This window comes from Bowmanella yangjiangensis (assembly GCF_017255015.1).
GTDB lineage: Bacteria > Pseudomonadota > Gammaproteobacteria > Enterobacterales > Alteromonadaceae > Bowmanella > Bowmanella yangjiangensis.
In genome coordinates, this window is the sequence record NZ_JAFKCS010000005.1 from 146519 (window position 1) to 167744 (window position 21226).

Sequence of the window (21226 nt, forward strand, 5' to 3'; positions counted from 1 at the left end):
TGGACCGGACGTGCTGATTTTCCGCTATTTACTCAAAGAAACCCTTAAGTCCCAGGTCGCGGTTTTTCTGGTGTTGATGGCGATTTTCGTGATCCAGAAATTTGTCCGTGTGCTGGCAGAAGCCACAGATGGCGATATCCCGGCCGGACTGGTTTTGGGTTTTTTAGCCCTGAATATGCCGGTGTTGGCGTCTTTGATCCTGCCCCTTAGTTTGTTCCTTGGCATTATGCTCGCCCATGGTCGTTTCTATGTGGACAACGAGATGGCGGTTATGCGTGCCTGCGGTATTAGTGAATGGTATGTCACTCGGGTAATGCTGGTACTGGCCGTTATGGTGGCTATGGTTTCCGGGGCATTAACCTTGTGGTTGGCACCACTTTCCATGGAGGTGGAATACCAGCTTGAAGAACAAATCAGTGCTGAGTCAGGGCTGACCAGTTTGATCCCAGGGCGATTCCAGCAGACTGCCAATCAAAAGGCGGTGATTTTTGTGCATGACATCGGCTCGGGTGACAACCAGCTTGAGCGTATTTTCTTAGCTCAACAGGATGCTACCAAAGGCGAAAACGCGTTTAGGGTTATCTACGCCAGTAACGGCTCTGTTCAGCAAGCGCCTGACGGCTCCGAGAAGTTAGTCCTACGTGGTGGTGTGCAATACGAAGGTGAACGGGACAAGCTGGATTATCACGTGGTGAAATTCGACGAATACCAAGTGCAAATTGCTGAACGCACCCCCGAACATAAGGCACGTAAATTGGCCGCTTACCCAACCAGTCAGCTATGGGGTGATAAGGATTTAGATGCCATTGCCGAAATGCAGTGGCGTCTGGCTATTCCTTTGTCATTGCCTTTTTTAGTATTGATTGCCGTTCCTTTGAGTGCGGTAAACCCGCGTCAGGGACGTTTTGGCCGGATATTCCCGGCCTTGTTACTGTATTTAGGGTACTACCTGTTGCTGATGGCCGGTCGTAAGGTGCTGGAGAACGGTAAGGTCCCACCAGAATTAGGCCTCTGGTGGGTGCATGCGGTGATTTTCTGCATTGGCGTACTGCTAATTGTACGGGGGCGTTCGTTTGGCGTGAAATTGCGGGCCAGGCTTAAAGGCCAGGGGAGGCCGGCATGATTAAAACCCTGGATCTGTATCTGGCCAGAACCCTGATTAGCACCATCTTCATTACCTTGCTGGTATTGGTAGGGCTGTCCAGCCTGATTAAGTTTGTCGAGCAGCTTAAGTACCTGGATCGCGGCAACTACGACATGATGGTGGCCGGTATCTATGTGCTACTGAGTATGCCACGGGAGATAGAACAGTTTTTCCCTATGGCCACCCTGATTGGGGGGCTGATAGGCATGGGGATGCTGGCCAGTAACAGCGAGCTGGTGGTGATGCAGGCAGCCGGTATGAGCCGCTGGAATATTATTGCCTCGGCGATGAAATCAGCCTTATTGATGGTGGTGTTTGTAATGGCACTGGGCGAGTGGGTGGCACCGGCTACCGAGGCTCATGCCAAGGCTATCAGAACCCAAGCTATATCAGGCGGTAGCCTGTTTTCCTCTGAGCGCCTGGAATGGGCCAAAGACGGCAGAAACTTTGTCAGTATTGGTGAAGTGGTCACTAAAGATCAGTTACTGGATGTCAGTATTTACGAATTTGATGAGCAGTTGCACCTGACTCGTATCGTGTATGCGGCGCAGGCCAACTTTGTTGGCCAAAGCTGGCGTCTAAACAAGGTTTCGACCACAGAGTTTTCCGAAAACCGGGTGAGTAAAAGCACGGAAAAACAAGGTAAATGGGAGTCGAGTCTGACCCCGGATAAACTGGAAGTGGTGAAAATCAAACCCGAGGCCCTGTCAGTACGGGGGCTGATTGATTACGTCACCTACTTGGAAAATAACAGTCAGGACGCCGCCCGCTATGAGCTGGCCTTATGGCGCAAAGTGATTCAACCTGTGACTGTGGGTGTGATGCTGCTGGTGGCGCTGTCCTTTATCTTTGGCCCACTGCGCAGCGTAACCATGGGCGCGCGGGTGATTATGGGCGTATTAACCGGTTTTGGTTTCTTTATTGCCAATGAAGTTTTCGGCCCTCTGAGCCTGGTATATCAATTGCCCGCCGCGGTGGGTGCGCTGCTGCCCAGTCTGTTGTTTGCCTTACTGGCAGCACATTTGTTACGCCGCTGAATTATTAAGGCATGATATTCATGCCTTAACCTTAATCAGGGAATATAGGTTGGGTAGTCCGTACGTTTATAGGGCACCAACTGATACTGGGGTTGCAGGAAGGCAACCAGATCAACTAACTCATTTATCGTCATCACATCATTATAATTTCGCATTTTCGAATGGCCCTGTTCATCCGATACCTGGGATGGCACATAATTTTGCGCAATTTTATGTGAAGGGTTGATAACCGAGGTGACGAGCTCAGCATAGGTTTTAATCTGGCTGACATTACCGCCAAGTAAGACTCTGGTTGGTACCTCGGGTTTGATGCCGTCCGTGTCGTAACCTTTAAGGCTATGGCAGGAAAGACATTGGTACTTCATAAATACCTGCTCCCCTTTGCTCACATCGCCCTCGGGCAGGCTAAAACCTCGTGGTGAGTCGGCCCCCTTGTTACAGCCTACAAGTGTCAGAACTACAGCTATTGGTATTAGTGCTTTCATGGTTCGCTCCCTTGTGTTTTCCAGCAAGGTTAGCATAAGCACCTGAGTTTGATTAAGTTTTGACCAAGAACAAAGAACCTCTTGTCAGAGATTCTTCCAGGACTTGTGGTGATTGGCATCCTTAGTCAGCACTAACATCTCTGTTTGTGCCAAGCGGTCCTGCAATGACTGTTTGTTCTTAATATCTACCAGTACCAGTAAGGTTCCCAGGCCGCCTAAGGAACATACAAGCCTTAGCAAGGCTCTGCCGTAGCCCATGGGTTTATCATTGGTGCTGAATAGCCTTAGTCGCCAGGCGCGCATACCTATGGTTTGTCCACCATTGCGCCAGAACCACAGGAAGAAGCCCACTGTCCAGATTACGCCCCAACTGAAAATCAGTGTGGAAAGCGCGCGTGAATGGCCAATCACTTCCATGCTGTGTTGATAGCCGTTTTTGTCCAGCACGCCGTTTTCCAGCAAGATAATCAGCAATACCGTGATCAGAATACCGGCCACCATAAAAACTGCCAGCGCCACTAAGGCATCATAAATAATGGCGGCTAAACGGCGTAAAAATCCGGCGCGGGGGAAAGCGGCTTGTTCGGTCATAGGAAAACCCGGCTAGTCAAATCAGTGCGGAGTCTACCAGCACTGACGCTGATGGGGTAGCCGGGGAGGGCCATTCGGCCCCATGGCTAGTTAAGGATAGGGCTGATCTTTCGCCTGCTCGCGGAGCATGAAGGCGCGGCCTGGGTGCTCTACTTGCAAAGTTTCAACAGCGCCCCGTTGCTGCATAGTAACGTATAAGGTTTTGCCATCGCTGCCACCAAATGCCACGTTAGTGGGGTGCCGACCTTTAAGGCGATACTCCCGAACTAATTCCCCCTTGGGAGATAACACCGCTATCGTACCCGCGCCGTAACGCGCGATATACAGATTTCCCTGGGTATCGGTGCGCATTCCGTCCAAGCCATGGTCGCTGAATTGATAAAACAGGGTTTTGTTAACAGGTTTTCCTTTGCCATCCAGTTCATAGCGCCATACTTTGCGCTGCACAGATTCATTCACATACAAAAACTGCTCGTCAGGGCTGACTTCCACGCCATTGGTGGTGCCCATCTCCGCTTCCACCAGTTGCACTTTACCATCTGCAGTAATCATCCATAATTGGCCGGTGCTTTTTGACCAGTTAGGGTCACTGGCATAAACCGTATCGCTCGCGCTAATAGCGATATCATTGGGCTGGTTCATGGCAGGTTCATGGGCAAAGACACTGACATCACCACTTTGCATATCAACGGCCAGCACATTGTGATTCACATAGTCCGCAACCAGCAGTTGCCCTTTGCTGTTAAAACGCAGGCCATTGCCAATAGAATTGTCAGGGAGCTTAACCAGCAAGCTCGCCTCGTCTTTAGCTGTAATACGACCGATAGTGCCCTGCTCAGCAAAATTCACGGCGTAAAGTACCCCATTAGCATCAACCACCGGGCCTTCTACACCTGTGGTAAAAACGCCGTCAGTGATGTAATCGGTACTGTCTGATTGCGTGCCATCCTGGGCGCAGGCAAACAATGGCACTAGTAATGCCGCAGTATAAAAAGAGGTGCGGTAATTCATTTATTGTATCCAGTCGGGGCAAAGACAAATTACCTGTGATCCTCAAAGCGCACAGCAATGACTTTGAATACGTGGGTAATTAACCAAACTGCCAGTTTAGATTGTTAATTATTCACATGATGTCTAAGCCTTACTAAAAATTCAACTGTCTTCAAGTGCCTTATCTTGGTGAGATTACCTTACCTGGGGCTACCTGTTTCTTGCGCCTTTTAATAAACAGGGCTTCATCGAAGCTCTGATGGTTTCAAACTAAATTGGATCGAAGCTCTGATAAAGCACAATACGATAGCAGAAGCACTTTGATGTGCGAGAGTTGCCAACTGATTGACATCATTGCAATAGCCACGTGAACTGAGGTGGTTGTTTATTAAGCATTTGTGACGCTGTTGCACACAAAGTACTTGCATGGCTAAAGCCAGTCGCTATAATGCGTGCCACTCTGATAGCCAAGCTCTTGGCATCATTATCAGAAGAAAGACCTCCCTTGCCTGGGTGGCGAAATTGGTAGACGCAGCGGATTCAAAATCCGCCGGTGGTAACACTGTGTCGGTTCGAGTCCGACCCCAGGCACCATATCCTAGTTTTATACTGTCCAATACTGTCCAATACTGTCCAATACTGTCCAGATTAAACAGGCCCAACCGCAGCACTATAATTTCTCATCAATCTTGAAGACGGTGTTTTAGCCTTACATGGTTAGTACTGCCCGAACTTCTATCAAATAATAGCACCCAGCTACCCATCAGAACGATGCCATATTTTCCATACAACAAATTTAGGTAATTGAATTAGCTCGGTAAGGGTGCATCTGCATCAGTGCAAATACTATCTTTAGTAAATTGATTACATTTGAATAACGGTCAGTTAAGACGAGAGCGTTTTGGTCGTTGAGTGTGTTGGCAAAAAACAATACTAATCAAGGCCGATATAAACCCAAGGATTTGTATTGCGTTGAGGCTCTCGTCAAGCATTATCCATCCAAGCAATACGGCACTGATAGGACTAAATAAGCCAAGAGGTGAAATTAGATTTGGGCTCAACTTGCTTATACCTCTAAACCACAACAAATAAGTGAATGCTGCACCAATCAAGGACAAGTAAGATATTGCGCAAATAGAGGCCACAGTGACAGAAGGAAATTCCACTTCGAGAAAAATGACGAAGGGGCTAAGGACAATTCCACCGGCACATAATTGCCAACAGGTGAAAGTTAGTGTCGGGACAGGGGGTTTCCAGTGCTTTGATAGGACAGTACCGAGAGCCATAGATAATGCGCTGGCAAATCCTGCCAAAACTCCCATTAGATCCAGCTTGTCAATCGGTGTAAACAGCATGAGTCCAACACCTAATGCGCCGAGACCGGCAAACAAAACCGCTGAAAACGTTACTTTTGATTGCAATACAAATTTTGAAAGTACAATTACTAAGATAACTTGAGTCGCTCCGAGTGTGGCAGCTATACCTCCGGGTAATCTATATGCAGCTTCAAAAAGTAACCACCAAAACAGTGCAAAATTTAGAGTCCCGAGAATTAAGAGCTTCACCCATAGGCTACGACTGGGAAACTCTTTCACTAACAGAAATAACAGCAATCCAGCGGGGACGATACGTAACAGAGAGATCGCCAAAGGATGGCCATCTGGAATAAACTGCGTTGTAACATAATAGGTGCTACCCCACACAAAGGGAGCTAGCGCTGTAAGGACAATATCTTTTAAATACTTCATCTGAAAATTAGCAATCCAGGTAATTCATTGAGTGTACTTTTTTAGGATTTCATTATAGATTCCAGATTTTCTTATACTATAAAGCCCTTTATTGAATTCATCTCTCATAGCCTCTGTCTTGAAGGCAACTCTCATTGGATTTTTATCGAAAATTTCGAAGTACTCAGCTTTGTTCTTATCTAATCCCATTTGTTTGCTGATAAACTCGAAAATATAGCGATCTATAATTATTGCCTCAGTACGTTGTGAAAAAAGTTGTTTCACAGAGCTCTCCATGCTAGTCCTTTCGCTATAGTTTTTGTTATTTAGAATGGCATTTGAAAACTCTCTTCCTAAATATTTTCGAGCATTCTTAAATCCTACAACTTTTATTTTATTTAGATCGGATAAATTTTTTACGGAAATTTTACTATCTTTCAGAGCTACGAGAACATTCTGATACTCTACATGAACGTCCGAGAAAAAAAGGTCTGTCTTTGTTTCATCCTCTACTGCAGTTAATCCCGCCATGAAGTGTCCGCTTTGTATCTCTTCATGCATTCTGTCCGCTGGAATGTAATCTAGTCTTAATACTATATTTCTACTTTGTGATAACGCACTTCTTAATATTTCAATCTCAATTCCAGAATGACCATCTTCCATTACATACGGAGGCAATGCATAAACTGCTGCGACACTAATGATTTCCGATGATGCGATACTAATTGGTGTATACGTAGCAGCTGTCAATATGAAAATATTACATAGCCTTTTGGACACTTTGATCATTATGTAGCCCTTCCTCTTAAGATAAGATCTATAGATTTGTTGATAATGGCTAGGATAATCTGAATGATGCTGCGTATGTCAATTCAGATCTCTGCAGACCAAAAATTCTCTTGTATGCGGGGGAATTTATCTTATGAATAAATTAATGGTTATTTATTCAATTAATTCATGATTTCAATTTGAGGTTGAGAAATGTTCGAAGGTAAGAGCCATAAACCGTTAAGGGCAATGTAACATCTTAAAAAAGTCATTTTTCCTTTTAGATTGTCGTATATCTCTGTTAATCCACCGATTCGATTGTTATTGAACGTATCATGTAGAGGCGACCGGCCGCCATTTTTAGTGCCATTTGCTCGATGAGCTGAGCAGTCTAGTTTTTTATGGATGCCGCGAACAGTATGGACGACAAGTTATTTAAAACCTGCTGAGGACCTGACCATTGCCCAATTTGAAGGTATTTCTGTGATTTCTCAATCATACAGGAAGTCCAGTGATTGATGATAAGGGTTACACAAATCTGCACTAGTCATCAAAATGAAAAGGAGTTACGCCACTCCACTCAGAATGTTCTCTCACGTATCTGGGCAGTTCGAGCGCTATACATTTTTGAATGGTCAGGCAACACGTTAGGTGGGAGATTTCAGACCTGCTTGCTGCTAGATTCTTCACCGGCTCAACAACTGCCTGGTCATCGCTAAGTTTTAGCATGGCAAACATCAACGTTACCCCGCTAGTTCCTAGAAGTTAGCTGTGTTCGACAGGGAATGGTCAGACTGAGAAATTGTTAGCAAAAAAACTATTGCTAAGAAATTATCATTCAACGTCGAAGATGTTTCTAATTTGATTTCTATATCTTCCAACCTTACTGGATACAAATGTAAATTATTGGTGGCATAACAAGAATAGCTGTCTTCTGAAATCTTTAATAGGGTATTTACTTCTTTATTTTTTGGTGTAACAAACACCCTTTAATTAAAGAATTGCCTGTTTATTTTGTAATTAATTTATTGTTTATAATAATTATAATTTTAGAGTGATAATTTAATGAAGTTTTTCCCTCATGGTGATACAGAGATACTATCCGTCGAGAAAACATTGCTAATTCGCGCAACAGGTCCCTTTAATCGTGAGGGTATAGTCGAATATTTCAAGAAAATTCTAGATTTTAAAAGTGAAAATAAAAAAGTAGTCGCCAAGGTGTTGGTGTTGGATGGCTTAGCTTTACTGACGCCTGATGCAGAGGCATTGATCGTGGAGAAAATTCAAGAACTAAAAATTCAAGGTCTGAATATGATTGCAGTTCTGACCAGGGAAGTGCCTGGTGTAAATGTCGTAAAAGCTCAGTTTTCTGGTGTATTGAACCGCTCAAATGTCTCCCACATTTTTGCTAATTCTTTACCAGATATTGAATTTTGGCTAGCTGGGCAACTAGGTGATACAGAATATGTTATGAGTGATTTGGCTAAAAATACAATATATAAATGGATGGGATTGGACAGTGAAGTTGAAATGAAGCAGTCTTTTTTAAAGATTGTAAAAAATTGATAGGGAATGAAAGAACTATTATTGAGGTCTAAATGAAAATTAAATCCAAAATGATATTGCTAATGTTATTTATTAGCTTAGGTCCAATTAGTGCGCTTGCTGAAAACTGGAGTATGACAGAAATTCATTTTACAAATGGGAATCTTACTAATCCATTCTCTAATTCTGTAGATAAATCTAGCACTAACATTGTTACATTTCAGTATGTTAATGACTGGGATTTTGGTGATAGCTTTGTAATGTTTGATTACATATTCGACGGCGACAATGATGGATTTAATGATAATGAAATATATCATGAATCATATTTTAATTTTAGTTCAAAGAAAATACTTGGGGTTGATTATGGGACTGGTGCTGTAAAGGATATCGGTGTATTCGCAGGAATAAATATATCGGCGGATGCAAATGTTGTTAAGTATTTACCTGGTTTAAGGGTGTCTTGGGATGTTCCAGGATTTCTGTTTATCAATACTGATGCTGGGTTCTACATTGATGATAGTAAGGGAGTAAATAAAGGTGGCGCTCCTAAACAGAAAAATAGCAAATATTTTGATATTAGCTGGGCGTATCCGTTTTCAATTGGGGAACAGCTATTTAGCTTAGAAGGTCATGTGGAATATATAACCGGGCGGACGGATGAAACAGGCGGGTATGCATCAGATTGGCTGCTACTTCAACCCCAGCTTAGATGGGATGTAGGAAATATACTGCTTTCTAAGAAAGATAAATTATTTATGGGATTTGAGTTTCAATATTGGAAGAATAAGCTTGGTGTAAATGGGGAATCAGATAAATTGGCACAATTTTTAGTTGTATGGCGTTTATAATTAGAGAACTATCATGAATAATTATTTTCTTAGAAATTTCATTTCACTAATATTTGTTTTTGTTGGCCTGAATGAAGCAAATGCAGCTGAGATTAAGATCGCTGCAAGTCTGACGATACCTCCATACATTTTAGCAGAGAGTAAATCAGGTATGGAAGTCGAGATAGTAAGGGAAGCTTTGCTTCAATCTTCACATTCTATGGAGCTAAGCTTTGTTCCATTAAAGCGTGTATATGAATCCATTCGAGAGGGAAAAGTCGATGCAGGAATGACACTGATGAAGTCAGATGAACATTCAGATCTTTATTTCTCTGAGTCGCACATATCTTACCAGAATGTAGCTATTTCCTTGCAGAAAAACGATTTTAAAATTGATAGCGTTTCTGACCTAAAAGGAAAAACTGTAATGGCGTTCCAGAATGCAACTAAGTATCTGGGGAAAGAGTTTGATTTAGTTGCAAGTGATAAGTCAAAGTACAGTGAAAAAGCTAACCAAGATGTACAAATTGCAATGTTGTTCTCTGGTAAGGTGGATGTAATTGTTTTGGATATCAATATCTTTAAAAGTTTAAGGAAGCAAGAAAGCCGTGTAGATACCTCTGCGGATATAGTCGTTCATGAGCTATTCCCAAGAAATGATATGAGAGTAGCTTTCAGAGATGAAAATTTGCGAAACGATTTCGATTTGGGGTTAAAGAAAATAAAAGAAACGAAGTCTTACGAGCAAATAATTAGTAAGTATGTAGAATAAGTTCCAATCAAATTGGAGGTTGGTTTGTTTTTTGCTAAAACTGTTTACCTTAAAACTGTCTTATCAGTGATTTCTATTGTTGCTTTAATTGTAGTGGTATTGGGTATTATCAATTATTCAAATGCCAAGAGAGGTCTCTTTGAACAAAGCGAAAATGGACTTGCGCTATTGGAAGGTAGGTTATCAATAAATTTACCAGCCTCAATTTGGAACTTTGAGGAAAATCAGGTGTTAAGGATTCTAAACTCCGAAACCACTTTGGATAATGTGGCAAAAATTGAGGTTTATTCTGCTGCGGGTGATCTTATTTTTGAATCAAACGGGGATGCAACACCTGCTTATCGTGAGGTTGAGCTGAATTATGGCGAAGGTGAAGAGGCAGAAAATGTCGGCATCGCAAGAGTATATGTGGATGATTCAAAGATAATTGAAGTTTTGTCAGATACGCTGGTAGATATATTAGTGCAGGATCTTGTGCTCTTAGTCGCTCTCTCTGTATTCATTCAATTAATAATCTCTAAAATTGTAAGTAAACCGCTTAAAAAGGCTGTTGACGCTTTCTCGGATATCGCAAGTGGCGAGGGTGACTTAACGCGAAGACTTGAAGTTAGAAGTCATGATGAGATAGGAATGATGTCTGAGGAGTTCAATGTGTTTGTGGAGAAGATTCAAGCGCTTGTAAAGTCAATGAATGGTGTCGTTGGTGAAACTAACAGCGCGGCAACAAATGTCAGAGAGGACGCTATTACGAGTAAGGAGCACTTATCTAGTCTGCAGCAAGAAACGGATATGGTTGCAACTGCTATTGCTGAAATGTCCCAGTCAGCCAAGGAGATAGTATTGCATGTTAAGGAGACTGTTAACGTCTCTAATGTTGTAAGAAGAGATACAGAGGAGGTATCAGGTATTGTCGGCAAGTCAGTAGAATCTATTAGTCAGCTAACAGAAGAATTGCAAAATGCCGCTACTGCTATCAGTCATTTGGAGAAGAAAGTGGAAGACATTTATTCGGTTCTCGATGTAATAGTTGGAATAGCCGAGCAGACGAACTTACTTGCTCTTAATGCTGCAATTGAGGCTGCTCGGGCCGGTGAGCAAGGACGCGGCTTTGCTGTCGTAGCTGACGAGGTCAGAGCACTAGCAAGTAGAACAAAAGTCAGTACGACAGAAATACAGAGAACGATTGAATCATTACAGGTTGGCACTAAATCTGCGGTCCAGGCTATGGTTGGATGTCAGGAAAAATGCAGAAAGTCTGTGGAGTACGCTTCTACATCAGGTTCCAGCATAACAAATATATTGTCCTCGACCGCTAGAATAAATGATATGGCGGCCCAGATTGAATCCGCAGTTTCAGAGCAAAGCTCTGTCTCTGAATCACTCAATGACAATGTAAGTAAGATACTTATTTCTGGGCAAGGTAGTCTTGATAAAGTTTCTGAGATGCTTAATAGTGCCGAAAAATTAATGAAGAGCTCAGAACAGTTAAACTCTACAGTGTCCCAATTTGTTTTCTAAAATGAAAAAAGCAATATCTACCAAAAGATTTTTTCAGGATAGCCGTGTTCAGACTATTAGAATAAATAAAATTGACGTTGAAAAACATGAAATGTCAAATATATTTGAACAACTTTCAAAAAAGTCTGACACCGAAGCTAGATGTGAATTGTATGCAGGAAATATGTCGCTTGATCTTTCTGACTTCGGTGAAGATATCGATAGTTTAACATGCGATTATAAATTAACTTCGTATATTAAGAAGTTAAGTGATTTATGGCCATACTTCTTCCATTTTTTATCCACAGAAGATGGTTCATTATCAAACTACATCGCATTAGTCAGTGAAAAAGTGGAGGTTAGTATAAAGTCAAATGAGTATATGACGGTATATTTTAATCTTAATCATGATGCATTTGTTCATCTCATTAGTTCTTCATTTTCATTAGCTGAAGCCACAGGTTTGATTAGTATGGATAATTATGTATCTTCCCTTTGTGAAAAACTTAAAGTCAATTACCCCAAACCTTACCTGGTCAAGTTTACAGAGAACTGCAGAACCATAGTAGAACGTATAGATTAGGCGCAAAATTGGCTAGACTGTTCTAGCCAAACGCTCCGCTAAAAATTCGTAGACGAACCTTATTCGGCGGTTGTGGCGAAGCTCTGAGTGACAGACTAGCCAAGTGCTATAATCATAAACTGAATGTTCTTCCGGCAGGGCGCATTCAAGCTCTGGAATTTCTTTGCCAAGGTTCGTTGGTAGTATCGCAAGGCCTAATCCTCGCTTCGCTAGCTCGATATGGGTGAGTTGAAAGTCACTTAAACAAACGTAGTTGATCTGATCTTTTGCTATGCCCCCATCAATTAAGACCTGTGTAAGATAGTCCGTCCCGATAAAACCAATGATTGGAAATGTTGGTATTGTTTTCTTTTGCAAATTGAGTGAGGTGCATAATTGCGGCGTACCAAATAAACTCACTTGTGCGTCACCCAGCTTGCGAATAATTAAGTTTTCTTCAGTAGGCCTAAAGTTTCGAATAGCGATATCTGCATTGCGATGAATGAGATCTGCGCTGTCGTTAGACACCTCCAACTTAATCTGAAGTGTAGGTTCAAGCTTCTTAAGTTCTGCAATTAGTGCAGGTAGTCTGAAAACTGCATCAATCTGACTTGATGCTATTGTCACCACTCCTGGAAGCGATTCCGTCGCCCCTTTTGCAACCAGGATAGTATCGTTAGCAACCTGCTCCATACCTTGCAAAGCTTGGAAGATACGCTCACCTTGCGGTGTTAGGAATAAGCTGTTTTTGCTGCGCTCAAATAAAACAATACCTAGACTTTCTTCTAAGGCCGCGACACGGCGACCAATGGTCGGTTGGCTTGTACGCAGTTGCTTTGCTGCAGCGGTTAACGAACCGGTTTCGGCGGTTAAAAGAAAGGCTTTTGCATCATCCCAGTCGAAGTCCATGTTATCTCTTTGTATGAAAACATCTCTCCAGTATACATTTCTGTATAGCAGGCCGATACCACAAAAAAATGAATGGTTCTATGTCACGCAGGTATTATGGGATTCATGTCGTTACCGGACGAAATATCGTAGTCAGGCCATAAAATGAAAGCATATTTATTCATGATCGGTTATGGGCTCTCCCAAACCATTGTTTGGATCTTGGTGTCATACCTCAGTCAGTCAGTTGCAGTCACGGTCATGTTCCTTGCTCGTAACCTAGTCGGCTTTGTCCTAACCTTCCTTCTTGCTCCGAATAAAAGGGTTCCACTTGCATCCTTCCGCCGCTGGAGGGCACATTTAGTGCGTGCAAGCGCAACACTTCTCGGCGGGCTGAGTATATTTTACTCAGTTACCAAGATACCCGTCGCAGATTCTGTCGCCATAACGTTTCTTGCGCCAATTTTCGGTACGCTGTTGAGCATCAGCTACCTTAAAGAAAAACTTACAGCTTCAACTCTTATTAAGTTAGTTGGTGGCATTTCCGGCGTGCTCATTATTACAGGTTTCAGCGCTGACGGTGACGCCATTGGTTACGCGGCGGCATTATTTGGAGCCTTTATGACAGGTGTGGCCTATGTCTCAGTCAAGAGCTTATCTGACACTGAGTCACCACAGACGATCTTATATATTTCATATCTCGTTATGCTGCCTGTTTCTGCATTGTTGGCGGTTGATGGATGGGCAACCCCGTCTTATCAAGAACTCTTCTGGCTGCTCGCCATCGGCACTGCTTTCTATCTGGCGCAAATTTTTATGGCCAAAGCTTTCTCATTAGCACCCGCTGCAAAGGTTCTACCTGTCGACTATTCGAGAATCATTTTTTCAAGCGTTTTAGGGCTTTTGTTTTTGGGGCAATCGATGACCTTGAGTACATACATTGGCGCTGCTCTGATTTTATTTACCTCGCTATTGAGAGACAAAGATATTGAAAAGTTATCGTATCGCCGTATTTTCACGCGCCCCTAACAGGGGGAATCATTGCCTTGTCTACCTTGTAAGCGACGAGCTCACGACTGACGAAATGCAATCAATGGCTGCATCTGCCGGCCTGTCTGAAACGGCGTTTTTATGCTTGCAGGATAACAAAGCAATCCTGCGGATTTTTTCGCCGTTGCGTGAAATGACCTCTTGCTTACACGCAACCCTTGCGGCTTGTTATGTCATGCAACACGAGGCGCCTTCCTACGACCTGTATTTTAACGAGCACCTGGTTGCTCCGCAGTACGTCAATGGTGCGTTGGCTCTTAGAGTCCCACTGCTACCGGACGCTGCCACCGGGAAAGCGATTGGCCTCGGGTTACGTATTCAATTCGCCAACGCTTTATCGCTTTGGGCCGTAGCAACTGCCAGTCACAAATTGCGTTTGATGATCGAATACTCGGATGAGCAGGCAGTAAACGCGATTCATGCTTCCTCTTTTGCGAACATCGCCCATTTTTTCCCCGAAGTTGAATCATTCTTTGTCTATGCCTTAACAACTGAACCCAATACCTACGTCGGGCGGATGTTTGCACCGCAGCTAGGCATCGCTGAAGATCCTGTTAATGGCAATTCTTGTATCGCGCTAGCTTCTATTTTGAAGGCGAGAACTAAAGGTTTGGAAGACTTGAAGGTGCGCCAAGCTCACCAATGTAGTGTCGAGATCACTATCGAAAAAGATAACGCTCTCGTCAAAGCCAACTGTTGCATTGCTGAGACAGGAACCAACAATATTGAAATGTCTGCCTCAATTACCCATCCAGTCGAGAAACACTAAAATGAAAAATACAGTTAGCTGTTTTATGTATTCCTTGGTTCTATTGGTGTTAAGCGTAATATCAAACCCAGGTGCAGCCGGGGAAAAATCGGCAGATGATCCCTTTCACTACTCAGTAAATCTCCCACAATCCTATAACGAGTCAACACGGACTTATCCTGTTATTTTCCTCATCGATAGCAGTCCTTTTTATAAAGGCGATTACTTTGGTGAAACTACTGAAACGATTCGGCGCCTTGAGAAGTTTCACGACTTCCCCGAAACGATCATTGTTGAGGTGGAGGTAAAACAGCTGTATCGATATGTCACACGTGAGCGAAACACCTTGAGCGATTGGCTCGGTATGGAACTTAGCCCTCTCATTGCGAAACAGTACCGAACTCAGACGCGCAATGTCATCGTTGGCTTCTCATATACTGCTGGCGGCCTGATGAACTCCGTTGCATTGCGGAAGAATTCATTTAGCACGGTTATCAGTTTGTCTCCGGTTTTTGAGTCGGTCCGTGATGTACCTGCAGCACTATCTAACGTCGACTTAGTGCCACGCAACTTGGCTGTGTTTGGTAATGAAAATCATCGACTCATACAATTCTACCAACCCCTGCTGAAGTCCTCAGATACGGCTGAGTTATCCATTATCTCGCTGCCACAAGAGAACCATCAGTCCGTCTTGGTTCCTGGGTTACGGGCATCACTGTTACGCACTTTTTCGGATTACCAGTTACCGAGCTATTCGTCCTTCCTTGAACATGACTATACACCCCAAACGTTAATGGAGTTATTTAAACACCGAACGGTAGCCTACGGTGTTGCACCTGAACCCTCGGCACTTTCAGACTTATTCCTCGAGGCAGCAAAGGTCTACACCCAAATGGGCAAGTTTGAATTGGCCGAGCAACACTGGCGCTTCACTGAGTCGGAACACAAGTCGTACTTTATAGCGCAAATTATTGATGAGCTTGAACGTGGTCAGCAAGTTGAATTGGCTCAAAAAGCTCGCGCTCTGCGTCAAAAACTAGGTTTATAGCTTTATATCGTAGAAAGCTAATTTATGAGGATTAATAATGAGCATATGTAGATTATTAAGATCGTTGAAGGCAGCGTCTACTGTATTTGTCTTTTTGCTATCATTCCAAGCACCTGCGCTTGGCGCAGAAATCGAAATCGACGGTGAGTTATTCGAAGTCAATCGCGTTAATCAACATGTACTCATTGCCAGCCAGTCGTTTGGTACAACACGGATCAATTTCGGTATCGTTGTGGGTTCGGATGAGGTGGTGTTGATTTCATCTATGATGCGGCGTAATACGCAGAGTGTTGAAAAGTTAGTTCGACATGTCAGCGGCAAGCCAATCAAGAAAGTTTTGGTAATTGATTCAGATCCTTTCCATCATCATGGCAGCTCCTATTTTCGTGACCGCGGCGCCACGATCATTGGGCATGAAAATCTCATTGCGCAGGGCGTCAAGATAGATATTAGCTTTTCCGATGAGCTTCTGATCGATGTTGGCACCGAGACCATTCGAATGACCCATTCAGCAGCTCATACGCTCGACCATGTGTTCGTTACGTTGGAGTCAAGCAACCTGGTCTTCGCCGGAGATGCTCTACGCAACGACTGGCTTATTTACGCTGGACCCAATGGCTGGCCTGCCCATATTAGTGCCTTGCGAGGCATTGTCGCTGAGCGGCCTGACTCAACAATGTATGTCCCTGGCAACAGAGGGCAAAAGGTCAGCAGCTCGGCCGCTGAGCTCAACGAGATAATTGGTATCTATGAAGGCTTCAGCAAATTGTCTCAGAGGCTGGCAAGCGAGGGTTTATCTGCTGAAGAGACCGCCAATCATCAAGAAATCCAAACTCTATTGCAAAGATTGGAGCGTTACGACGAATTCTCAACTTACACCGTTCACCATGTCGAAGACGTGCTGAAAAAACATGACACATTGTAGAGGACTTTAAATGATAACTTTAAGGGAAGTCGCTTACTCATATCTAAGGCCGCCGACCTCAATTATTGACGTCTGCGCTGAAGCCACATAAGGCACGGTCAACAGTATTATTGTCGATAACGTTTTCATTTAGATTCAATTTCTTGGCCAACACAGCAACGCGCTGACCTAGATACTGTGCTGTAGCCTTGTCTACTTTATGTACACCCTGGTCATTCACATGTGCCACCACACCAAGCTGACTTCCTAATCGGTTAACGTTCTGCTTGGTGTAGCCATGCGCTGCGTCAATGCTGACCCACAACATGCCCTGCTGGCAGGCGAGGGTAAAAAAGTAGTGCAAGGTGCCTGATTGATCGCCATTCGGTGCGCTTCCGCAAGTAAAGCCGGCCGCAAGCTTATTCGCCCATAACTGCTCGCACCACAATTCGCTGGTGGCATCGGCGAAGGCTTTAAACTGGCTGGCAACCCCACCCATATAGGTCGGAGAACCAAAGATAATTGCGTCGCATGAACCCAACTGCGTAAGTACCTCTTGGTCGACAAAACGACCCTCAACGAGTTGATTTTTGTCAATGCGAAAACGCAGAACTTCGACTGCTTCGGTTGCAAGAGCACCTTGCTCAATTGCTTGAGCTAGCGTTTCGGTCGCGCCGGTCGCGCTAAAATAGACGATACCGAGTTTAGTCATGGCCTCTCCTTAACTGCAGAAGTGCGGTGCGCTTTGAACTCTAATCCGATGTAGATGCTGAAGAAGCAAAGCACGGCATAAATCATCTGCAAACCGATACTCCACATAATTCCTGTAAGTAGTAGTAAGCCGATGCCGATAAGTAAGCGATATTTCATCGCTAATAAGCGCCATGCAGCAAACATCGTTGCCATATAAATGAGCACGAATACCCCATTGGCTGCGGTAATTAGCGCTTCCAAATCAAGATTCGAAACAAAGGTGAGGAGAAGCATTAAGGCGTTAATCGCCAAGATAAAGGTCATTGCCGTCGTTGGCATGCTATGTTTATTACGTTGGCCGAGGGCAGCCGGAAGTACCTTTTTATCCGCAAAACTTGCCACTAAGCGCGACAAGCTGGCAAGGTAAACATTTACCGTTGCTAAACCACCAGCCACCCCCAAAACCCCAATTAACATTACTCCAGCTTTGCCGAGCTTGAGTTTGGCAATCCCCATAATTGCGACTTTTGCCGCGGTGGGATACAACACCAGCATTAATGTTGTCGCCACATAGATACCGCCGACTAGCAAACACCCATAAACCATTGCAGGCATTACATCTCGCTGTGGATGACGAAAGTCTTCGGCCAGATGCGTGATGGCTTCTAAGCCAAGGAAGCTCCAAAAGGCAATTCCGATACCTTTGAGTAGAGTTTCAAGCTCAGGCACCGAGGGCTGCCATGTGGCGCTTACTTGCGCTGTCGGCACTGCAAGCAAAACCACAATTAGCGCTACCACAGCCAAAGTGATCCCTAGTTGTACAACCGCAGATAGTTTCAGTCCGCGTTGATTTATCAGGAACAATAATGCCAGGGTGAGTAGCTCACATACCAATAGCCATATCCCCGATATGCCCGTTAAATCACTGAAAAAGGTAAACGTAATCAACATGGCGGCAGGTGCGCCGAAGGGAACAACACAAATAAATAATAGCCCTAAACTCTGCCCTAACCTGACACCAAACGCCTGCTCGACAAAGTGTGCGGGGCCCCCCGCATGAGGATAGTTTGCGGCCAACTTGCCCATGACAAGTGCCACCGGGATGATCATCAATGTGAGCAGCAACCATACAGCTACGCTATCAACCCCCGAACTATTAAGCGTTAGCTGCGGCAGGATAAAAACACCGGTCCCTAATAGTGTCGTCGCGACCAGCCCCGCGCCTTGCCAACGGGAAATTTTACTACTCATTCCTGCGATTCCATCAGATAGTTAACAAACTTTCTCACAACCTGATTTGAGGCCAGCTCGGGGCGAACAGCAAGCTGCAGTGCAACGGTGCGCATATGACCGTTTTCTAGCTTGAGTCTCACCACATCTGAGGTACTTTTTTGCCTTAGAAACCAGAGGGGGAGCCAGGCAAAGCCAATTTGTTGCTGGATACCCTGCCAAGCTTGTTCTAAATTACTGACTGTCAAACGACTCGCTGAACCCAGCCAGCCGGAATTTACGTTGTTACGCAAGCCAGCATCCCGAATGACAAACTGCCTATGTTGCTCAAGTTTGTTGAGTGTATGCGCTTTATCCTTCATAACTGAATGCGACTCGTGCGCAACAGCGAAAAGATCAACGGTTGTCACCAATTGCGATACGTAGCCTTTGGGAATTGAGCTGGCAATGCCAACATCTACCGTGCCGTCATCTAATAGCTCACCACAGCGTGACAATACTGTTTCATGTAATTGAATATTGAGTTCCGGAAAGTCTGTGCTAAGTCGGGAGAGAGCCGACCACAGCTGAGCGGTGGGAAATAGAATATCCACTGCCAGGTTAAAGGTCGTACGAATTTCTCGGTGTTGTGAAATAGCATCATGTTCAAGGGCGTCAGCGTGACCAATTAAGGTCCTTGCTGCCGTGAGCAGGCTGTCGCCGTAGGGTGTGAGTGCCGCTTTACGCCCAACTACTTCAAACAGTTGCTTCCCTACAGTGCTTTCCAACTTTTTTATACTATGGCTGATGGTCGACTGCGTCTTAAACAGGGCGTCACCGGCTTGAGCGAATCCCCCGTTATCGACTACCGCAATAAACATGCTCCATTGTTCTAAGGATATGCGGTGCATTGCTTCCCCCAGTAGGTTATTGCGCCAACTCCTTGAAAGCATAAACATCGGTGTAAATTCAGGTTCTTCAATGACGCTTAATTTAGGCCAGAAATGGGAAATCTAATGGCTAACAGGTTCAACGAAAAAGCTAACCCCTTCACAACAAGGGGGCAGCCCTCTCAACTGATTATTCAATGGCGTTTGTAGTACCCCAAAAGATGTCGCCATTAGCAACAACACATTTTATATTTCTACGCTAAAGTCGCTGACAGGCAGGCGTACTTTGCGTTGTCCGGCACTTGCATCAGTTTTTGCGCGCTCTCCCAGTGCACAGATAACAGAGGTTCTAAGCTGTTTCTCTGCAAGTCCTAACACCTCGTCAAAACCTTGGTTTTCGAAGCCGGCCATGGGGCAAGCGTCCACGCCCTTGATTGCAGCGGCTGTTAACAAATTTCCCAGCGCGATATGTACCTGATTCTCGGCCCACTGGTGAAGCTGTTCCGTCGAAAGCGACAGCATCACTTCTTTCACGTGCTGCTCGAAGCCTGCCAGTGTCCCGGCTGCAAGACCTCGCTCATATTCAACGTGGGCAAAGTGTTGTTCAATGAACTTCGCATCAATCCGGGTGTTTACTGTCAGAACAAACAAGTGTGAGCAATCACCTACCTTTTTTTGCCCCATCGCATATGGAAGCAGCAACGCTTTTATTTCGGGAGACTTAATTACGATTAGCTTGTATGGTTGTAAGCCATAAGCAGACGGACTTAAGCGTGTGGCCTCTACAAGTTCTGCGATGACATCATCAGATAGTTTCGTGTTGCTAAACTCACGGACGGCATAGCGCCAGTTTAATGCTTCTAAAATTGCCATCATGTAGTCCTCTTTTGCATGTTCCGGCTTTATATGAGTGATAACGAGCTGTTCTAGCTGCTCGAGTGATAAAGTCTGGGATATGGCCAGCTGGCCGTTAATAACGAGTGAAGGGATTCGGTGAACGCTAACCCCATTCGTTCAGTCTTGCATCAACAAGCTTGACCCTATGTCTGCTATCAAAAAATGATTAAAACCGATACTGAAACACGAAAAAGACATGCTCAGAGCGCGGTAGATCGACTGTAAGAGCCAGGCGACAGAAAATATCTTATTTGGATAAGTTATGGGTCATATATTTATGTATGCCTACTTAAGGAATTTGTGTAGTCGCTTATGAGCTCGCATATTGACCGAATACATGCCTATCCTCTCTACATTGAGGGTGGTTTGCAGGTCACAGAACCAAGAAACGCTATAAGCTGACGCTGCCATGGCAGCCAATGGTGGTGCCAACAGCCCAATGCTGGTCAAAGGACTTTGTGTCTGACCAGTTCAGCAGTGGTAGGCGTGTTCGTGTGCTCAATGTGGTGGATGATTATTCTCAGGAAATGATTGGCCAGTTGGTTTCTGTTTCCATCAGCGGCAGACAGGTAGAGAGATTCCTGGACCAATTGACTGAACACAGAGGAAATCCCAACAAGGTTGTTTGCCACAACAGTACAGAATTTACCAGCAAGGTCTATTCTTCTGGAGTAAGGAAGCGGGTGTCACCTCAGGCTTTATCCAGCCTGGCAAACCAACAAAAAAATGCCTTCGTAGAGAGCCTGAATAGTAAATTCAGGAACGAATGTCTTATCGCTACCAGATGCTAAATTGAAACTTGGAGGGAGGACTGCAACAAGAGTCTGTCGACCCCTCCAGGCTTTAAACAACTTGTCGCCTATACAGTTCGCGGCATCCATTAAAAATTAGACGGCTCAGCTCATCGAGCAAGAGGCACTAAAAATGGGGGCAGGTCACAAGCTGGAAAAT

The 21226-nt window shown here is 44.4% G+C and carries 21 protein-coding genes, 1 tRNA gene and 1 pseudogene; 13 read left to right on the forward strand and 10 right to left on the reverse strand.

Annotated features, from left to right (window positions below):
• Positions 1 to 10 precede the first annotated feature (10 nt).
• Together lptF and lptG are read left to right on the forward strand one after the other, a co-directional pair.
• Complete coding sequence (gene lptF, locus J0A65_RS07585) at positions 11 to 1123, forward strand: LPS export ABC transporter permease LptF (protein ID WP_206593527.1); 1113 nt, start codon at positions 11 to 13, stop codon at positions 1121 to 1123.
• Positions 1120 to 2181 carry an LPS export ABC transporter permease LptG gene (lptG, locus tag J0A65_RS07590; RefSeq protein WP_206593528.1) on the forward strand — a complete coding sequence of 354 codons (1062 nt, stop codon included), beginning with the start codon at positions 1120 to 1122 and terminating at the stop codon, positions 2179 to 2181. Before lptF ends, lptG begins: the two co-directional genes overlap by 4 nt.
• Before the next feature lie 35 nt (positions 2182 to 2216).
• On the opposite strand, the gene J0A65_RS07595 is transcribed toward lptG, so the two are convergent.
• The 3 genes from J0A65_RS07595 to J0A65_RS07605 form a co-directional block, all read right to left on the reverse strand.
• Entirely contained in the window at positions 2217 to 2666 is a 450-nt protein-coding gene (locus J0A65_RS07595; RefSeq protein ID WP_206593529.1) for a c-type cytochrome, read from the reverse strand.
• A gap of 84 nt (positions 2667 to 2750) precedes the next feature.
• A complete protein-coding gene (locus J0A65_RS07600) occupies positions 2751 to 3257 on the reverse strand; it encodes an RDD family protein (protein ID WP_206593530.1) in 507 nt (168 codons plus the stop codon).
• A gap of 90 nt (positions 3258 to 3347) precedes the next feature.
• Positions 3348 to 4268, reverse strand: a complete 921-nt coding sequence (locus J0A65_RS07605) for an SMP-30/gluconolactonase/LRE family protein (protein ID WP_206593531.1) — start codon at positions 4266 to 4268, stop codon at positions 3348 to 3350.
• Positions 4269 to 4754: 486 nt separating this feature from the next.
• Here J0A65_RS07605 and J0A65_RS07610 point away from each other — a divergent pair.
• A tRNA-Leu gene (locus J0A65_RS07610) sits at positions 4755 to 4841 on the forward strand.
• Positions 4842 to 5128: 287 nt separating this feature from the next.
• Here J0A65_RS07610 and J0A65_RS07615 read toward each other — a convergent pair.
• Together J0A65_RS07615 and J0A65_RS07620 are read right to left on the reverse strand one after the other, a co-directional pair.
• The gene (locus tag J0A65_RS07615) at positions 5129 to 5995 is read right to left on the reverse strand and encodes a DMT family transporter (protein WP_206593532.1); all 867 of its coding nucleotides are present in this window, start codon (positions 5993 to 5995) and stop codon (positions 5129 to 5131) included.
• A 24-nt stretch (positions 5996 to 6019) separates the two neighbouring features.
• The gene (locus tag J0A65_RS07620) at positions 6020 to 6763 is read right to left on the reverse strand and encodes a substrate-binding periplasmic protein (RefSeq protein ID WP_206593533.1); all 744 of its coding nucleotides are present in this window, start codon (positions 6761 to 6763) and stop codon (positions 6020 to 6022) included.
• A gap of 1044 nt (positions 6764 to 7807) precedes the next feature.
• Here J0A65_RS07620 and J0A65_RS07625 point away from each other — a divergent pair.
• Genes J0A65_RS07625 through J0A65_RS07645 form a run of 5 tightly spaced genes read left to right on the forward strand, consistent with a single transcriptional unit; the run spans position 7808 to position 11969 of the window.
• Complete coding sequence (locus J0A65_RS07625; protein ID WP_206593534.1) at positions 7808 to 8308, forward strand: hypothetical protein; 501 nt, start codon at positions 7808 to 7810, stop codon at positions 8306 to 8308.
• A 32-nt stretch (positions 8309 to 8340) separates the two neighbouring features.
• Positions 8341 to 9138, forward strand: coding sequence for a nucleoside-binding protein (locus tag J0A65_RS07630; protein ID WP_206593535.1), 798 nt, complete (start codon positions 8341 to 8343; stop codon positions 9136 to 9138).
• 13 nt (positions 9139 to 9151) lie between these two features.
• Positions 9152 to 9889, forward strand: a complete 738-nt coding sequence (locus J0A65_RS07635) for a substrate-binding periplasmic protein (RefSeq protein ID WP_206593538.1) — start codon at positions 9152 to 9154, stop codon at positions 9887 to 9889.
• Between the two features lie 24 nt (positions 9890 to 9913).
• Positions 9914 to 11407 carry a methyl-accepting chemotaxis protein gene (locus tag J0A65_RS07640; RefSeq protein ID WP_206593539.1) on the forward strand — a complete coding sequence of 498 codons (1494 nt, stop codon included), beginning with the start codon at positions 9914 to 9916 and terminating at the stop codon, positions 11405 to 11407.
• Position 11408: 1 nt separating this feature from the next.
• Positions 11409 to 11969 carry a hypothetical protein gene (locus J0A65_RS07645; RefSeq protein WP_206593541.1) on the forward strand — a complete coding sequence of 187 codons (561 nt, stop codon included), beginning with the start codon at positions 11409 to 11411 and terminating at the stop codon, positions 11967 to 11969.
• A 12-nt stretch (positions 11970 to 11981) separates the two neighbouring features.
• Here the strand turns inward: J0A65_RS07645 and J0A65_RS07650 are convergent, their stop codons facing one another.
• Positions 11982 to 12857: a LysR family transcriptional regulator gene (locus J0A65_RS07650; RefSeq protein ID WP_206593543.1), complete on the reverse strand. Its 876-nt coding sequence runs from the start codon at positions 12855 to 12857 to the stop codon at positions 11982 to 11984.
• A gap of 144 nt (positions 12858 to 13001) precedes the next feature.
• On the opposite strand from J0A65_RS07650, the gene J0A65_RS07655 reads away from it, so the two are divergent.
• Genes J0A65_RS07655 through J0A65_RS07670 form a run of 4 tightly spaced genes read left to right on the forward strand, consistent with a single transcriptional unit; the run spans position 13002 to position 16607 of the window.
• The gene (locus J0A65_RS07655; protein ID WP_206593545.1) at positions 13002 to 13865 is read left to right on the forward strand and encodes a DMT family transporter; all 864 of its coding nucleotides are present in this window, start codon (positions 13002 to 13004) and stop codon (positions 13863 to 13865) included.
• A complete protein-coding gene (locus tag J0A65_RS07660; protein WP_206593546.1) occupies positions 13825 to 14655 on the forward strand; it encodes a PhzF family phenazine biosynthesis protein in 831 nt (276 codons plus the stop codon). Before J0A65_RS07655 ends, J0A65_RS07660 begins: the two co-directional genes overlap by 41 nt.
• Position 14656: 1 nt before the next feature.
• A complete protein-coding gene (locus J0A65_RS07665; RefSeq protein WP_206593548.1) occupies positions 14657 to 15682 on the forward strand; it encodes an alpha/beta hydrolase-fold protein in 1026 nt (341 codons plus the stop codon).
• A 37-nt stretch (positions 15683 to 15719) separates the two neighbouring features.
• Positions 15720 to 16607 (forward strand): MBL fold metallo-hydrolase, encoded by an 888-nt coding sequence (locus J0A65_RS07670; RefSeq protein WP_206593550.1) that lies wholly within the window; start codon positions 15720 to 15722, stop codon positions 16605 to 16607.
• 58 nt (positions 16608 to 16665) lie between these two features.
• Here the strand turns inward: J0A65_RS07670 and J0A65_RS07675 are convergent, their stop codons facing one another.
• From J0A65_RS07675 to J0A65_RS07690, 4 genes are all read right to left on the reverse strand, one after another.
• Positions 16666 to 17298, reverse strand: a complete 633-nt coding sequence (locus J0A65_RS07675) for a flavodoxin family protein (protein WP_206593551.1) — start codon at positions 17296 to 17298, stop codon at positions 16666 to 16668.
• Positions 17295 to 18530 (reverse strand): L-methionine/branched-chain amino acid transporter, encoded by a 1236-nt coding sequence (gene yjeH / locus J0A65_RS07680; RefSeq protein WP_206593555.1) that lies wholly within the window; start codon positions 18528 to 18530, stop codon positions 17295 to 17297. Before yjeH ends, J0A65_RS07675 begins: the two co-directional genes overlap by 4 nt.
• Complete coding sequence (locus J0A65_RS07685; RefSeq protein ID WP_206593557.1) at positions 18527 to 19399, reverse strand: LysR family transcriptional regulator; 873 nt, start codon at positions 19397 to 19399, stop codon at positions 18527 to 18529. Before J0A65_RS07685 ends, yjeH begins: the two co-directional genes overlap by 4 nt.
• Positions 19400 to 19624: 225 nt before the next feature.
• Complete coding sequence (locus tag J0A65_RS07690; protein ID WP_206593558.1) at positions 19625 to 20251, reverse strand: NAD(P)H-dependent oxidoreductase; 627 nt, start codon at positions 20249 to 20251, stop codon at positions 19625 to 19627.
• Positions 20252 to 20617: 366 nt separating this feature from the next.
• Here J0A65_RS07690 and J0A65_RS27310 point away from each other — a divergent pair.
• Positions 20618 to 21048: pseudogene (locus tag J0A65_RS27310) on the forward strand (DDE-type integrase/transposase/recombinase); the annotation flags it as partial.
• Between the last annotated feature and the right edge of the window lie 178 nt (positions 21049 to 21226).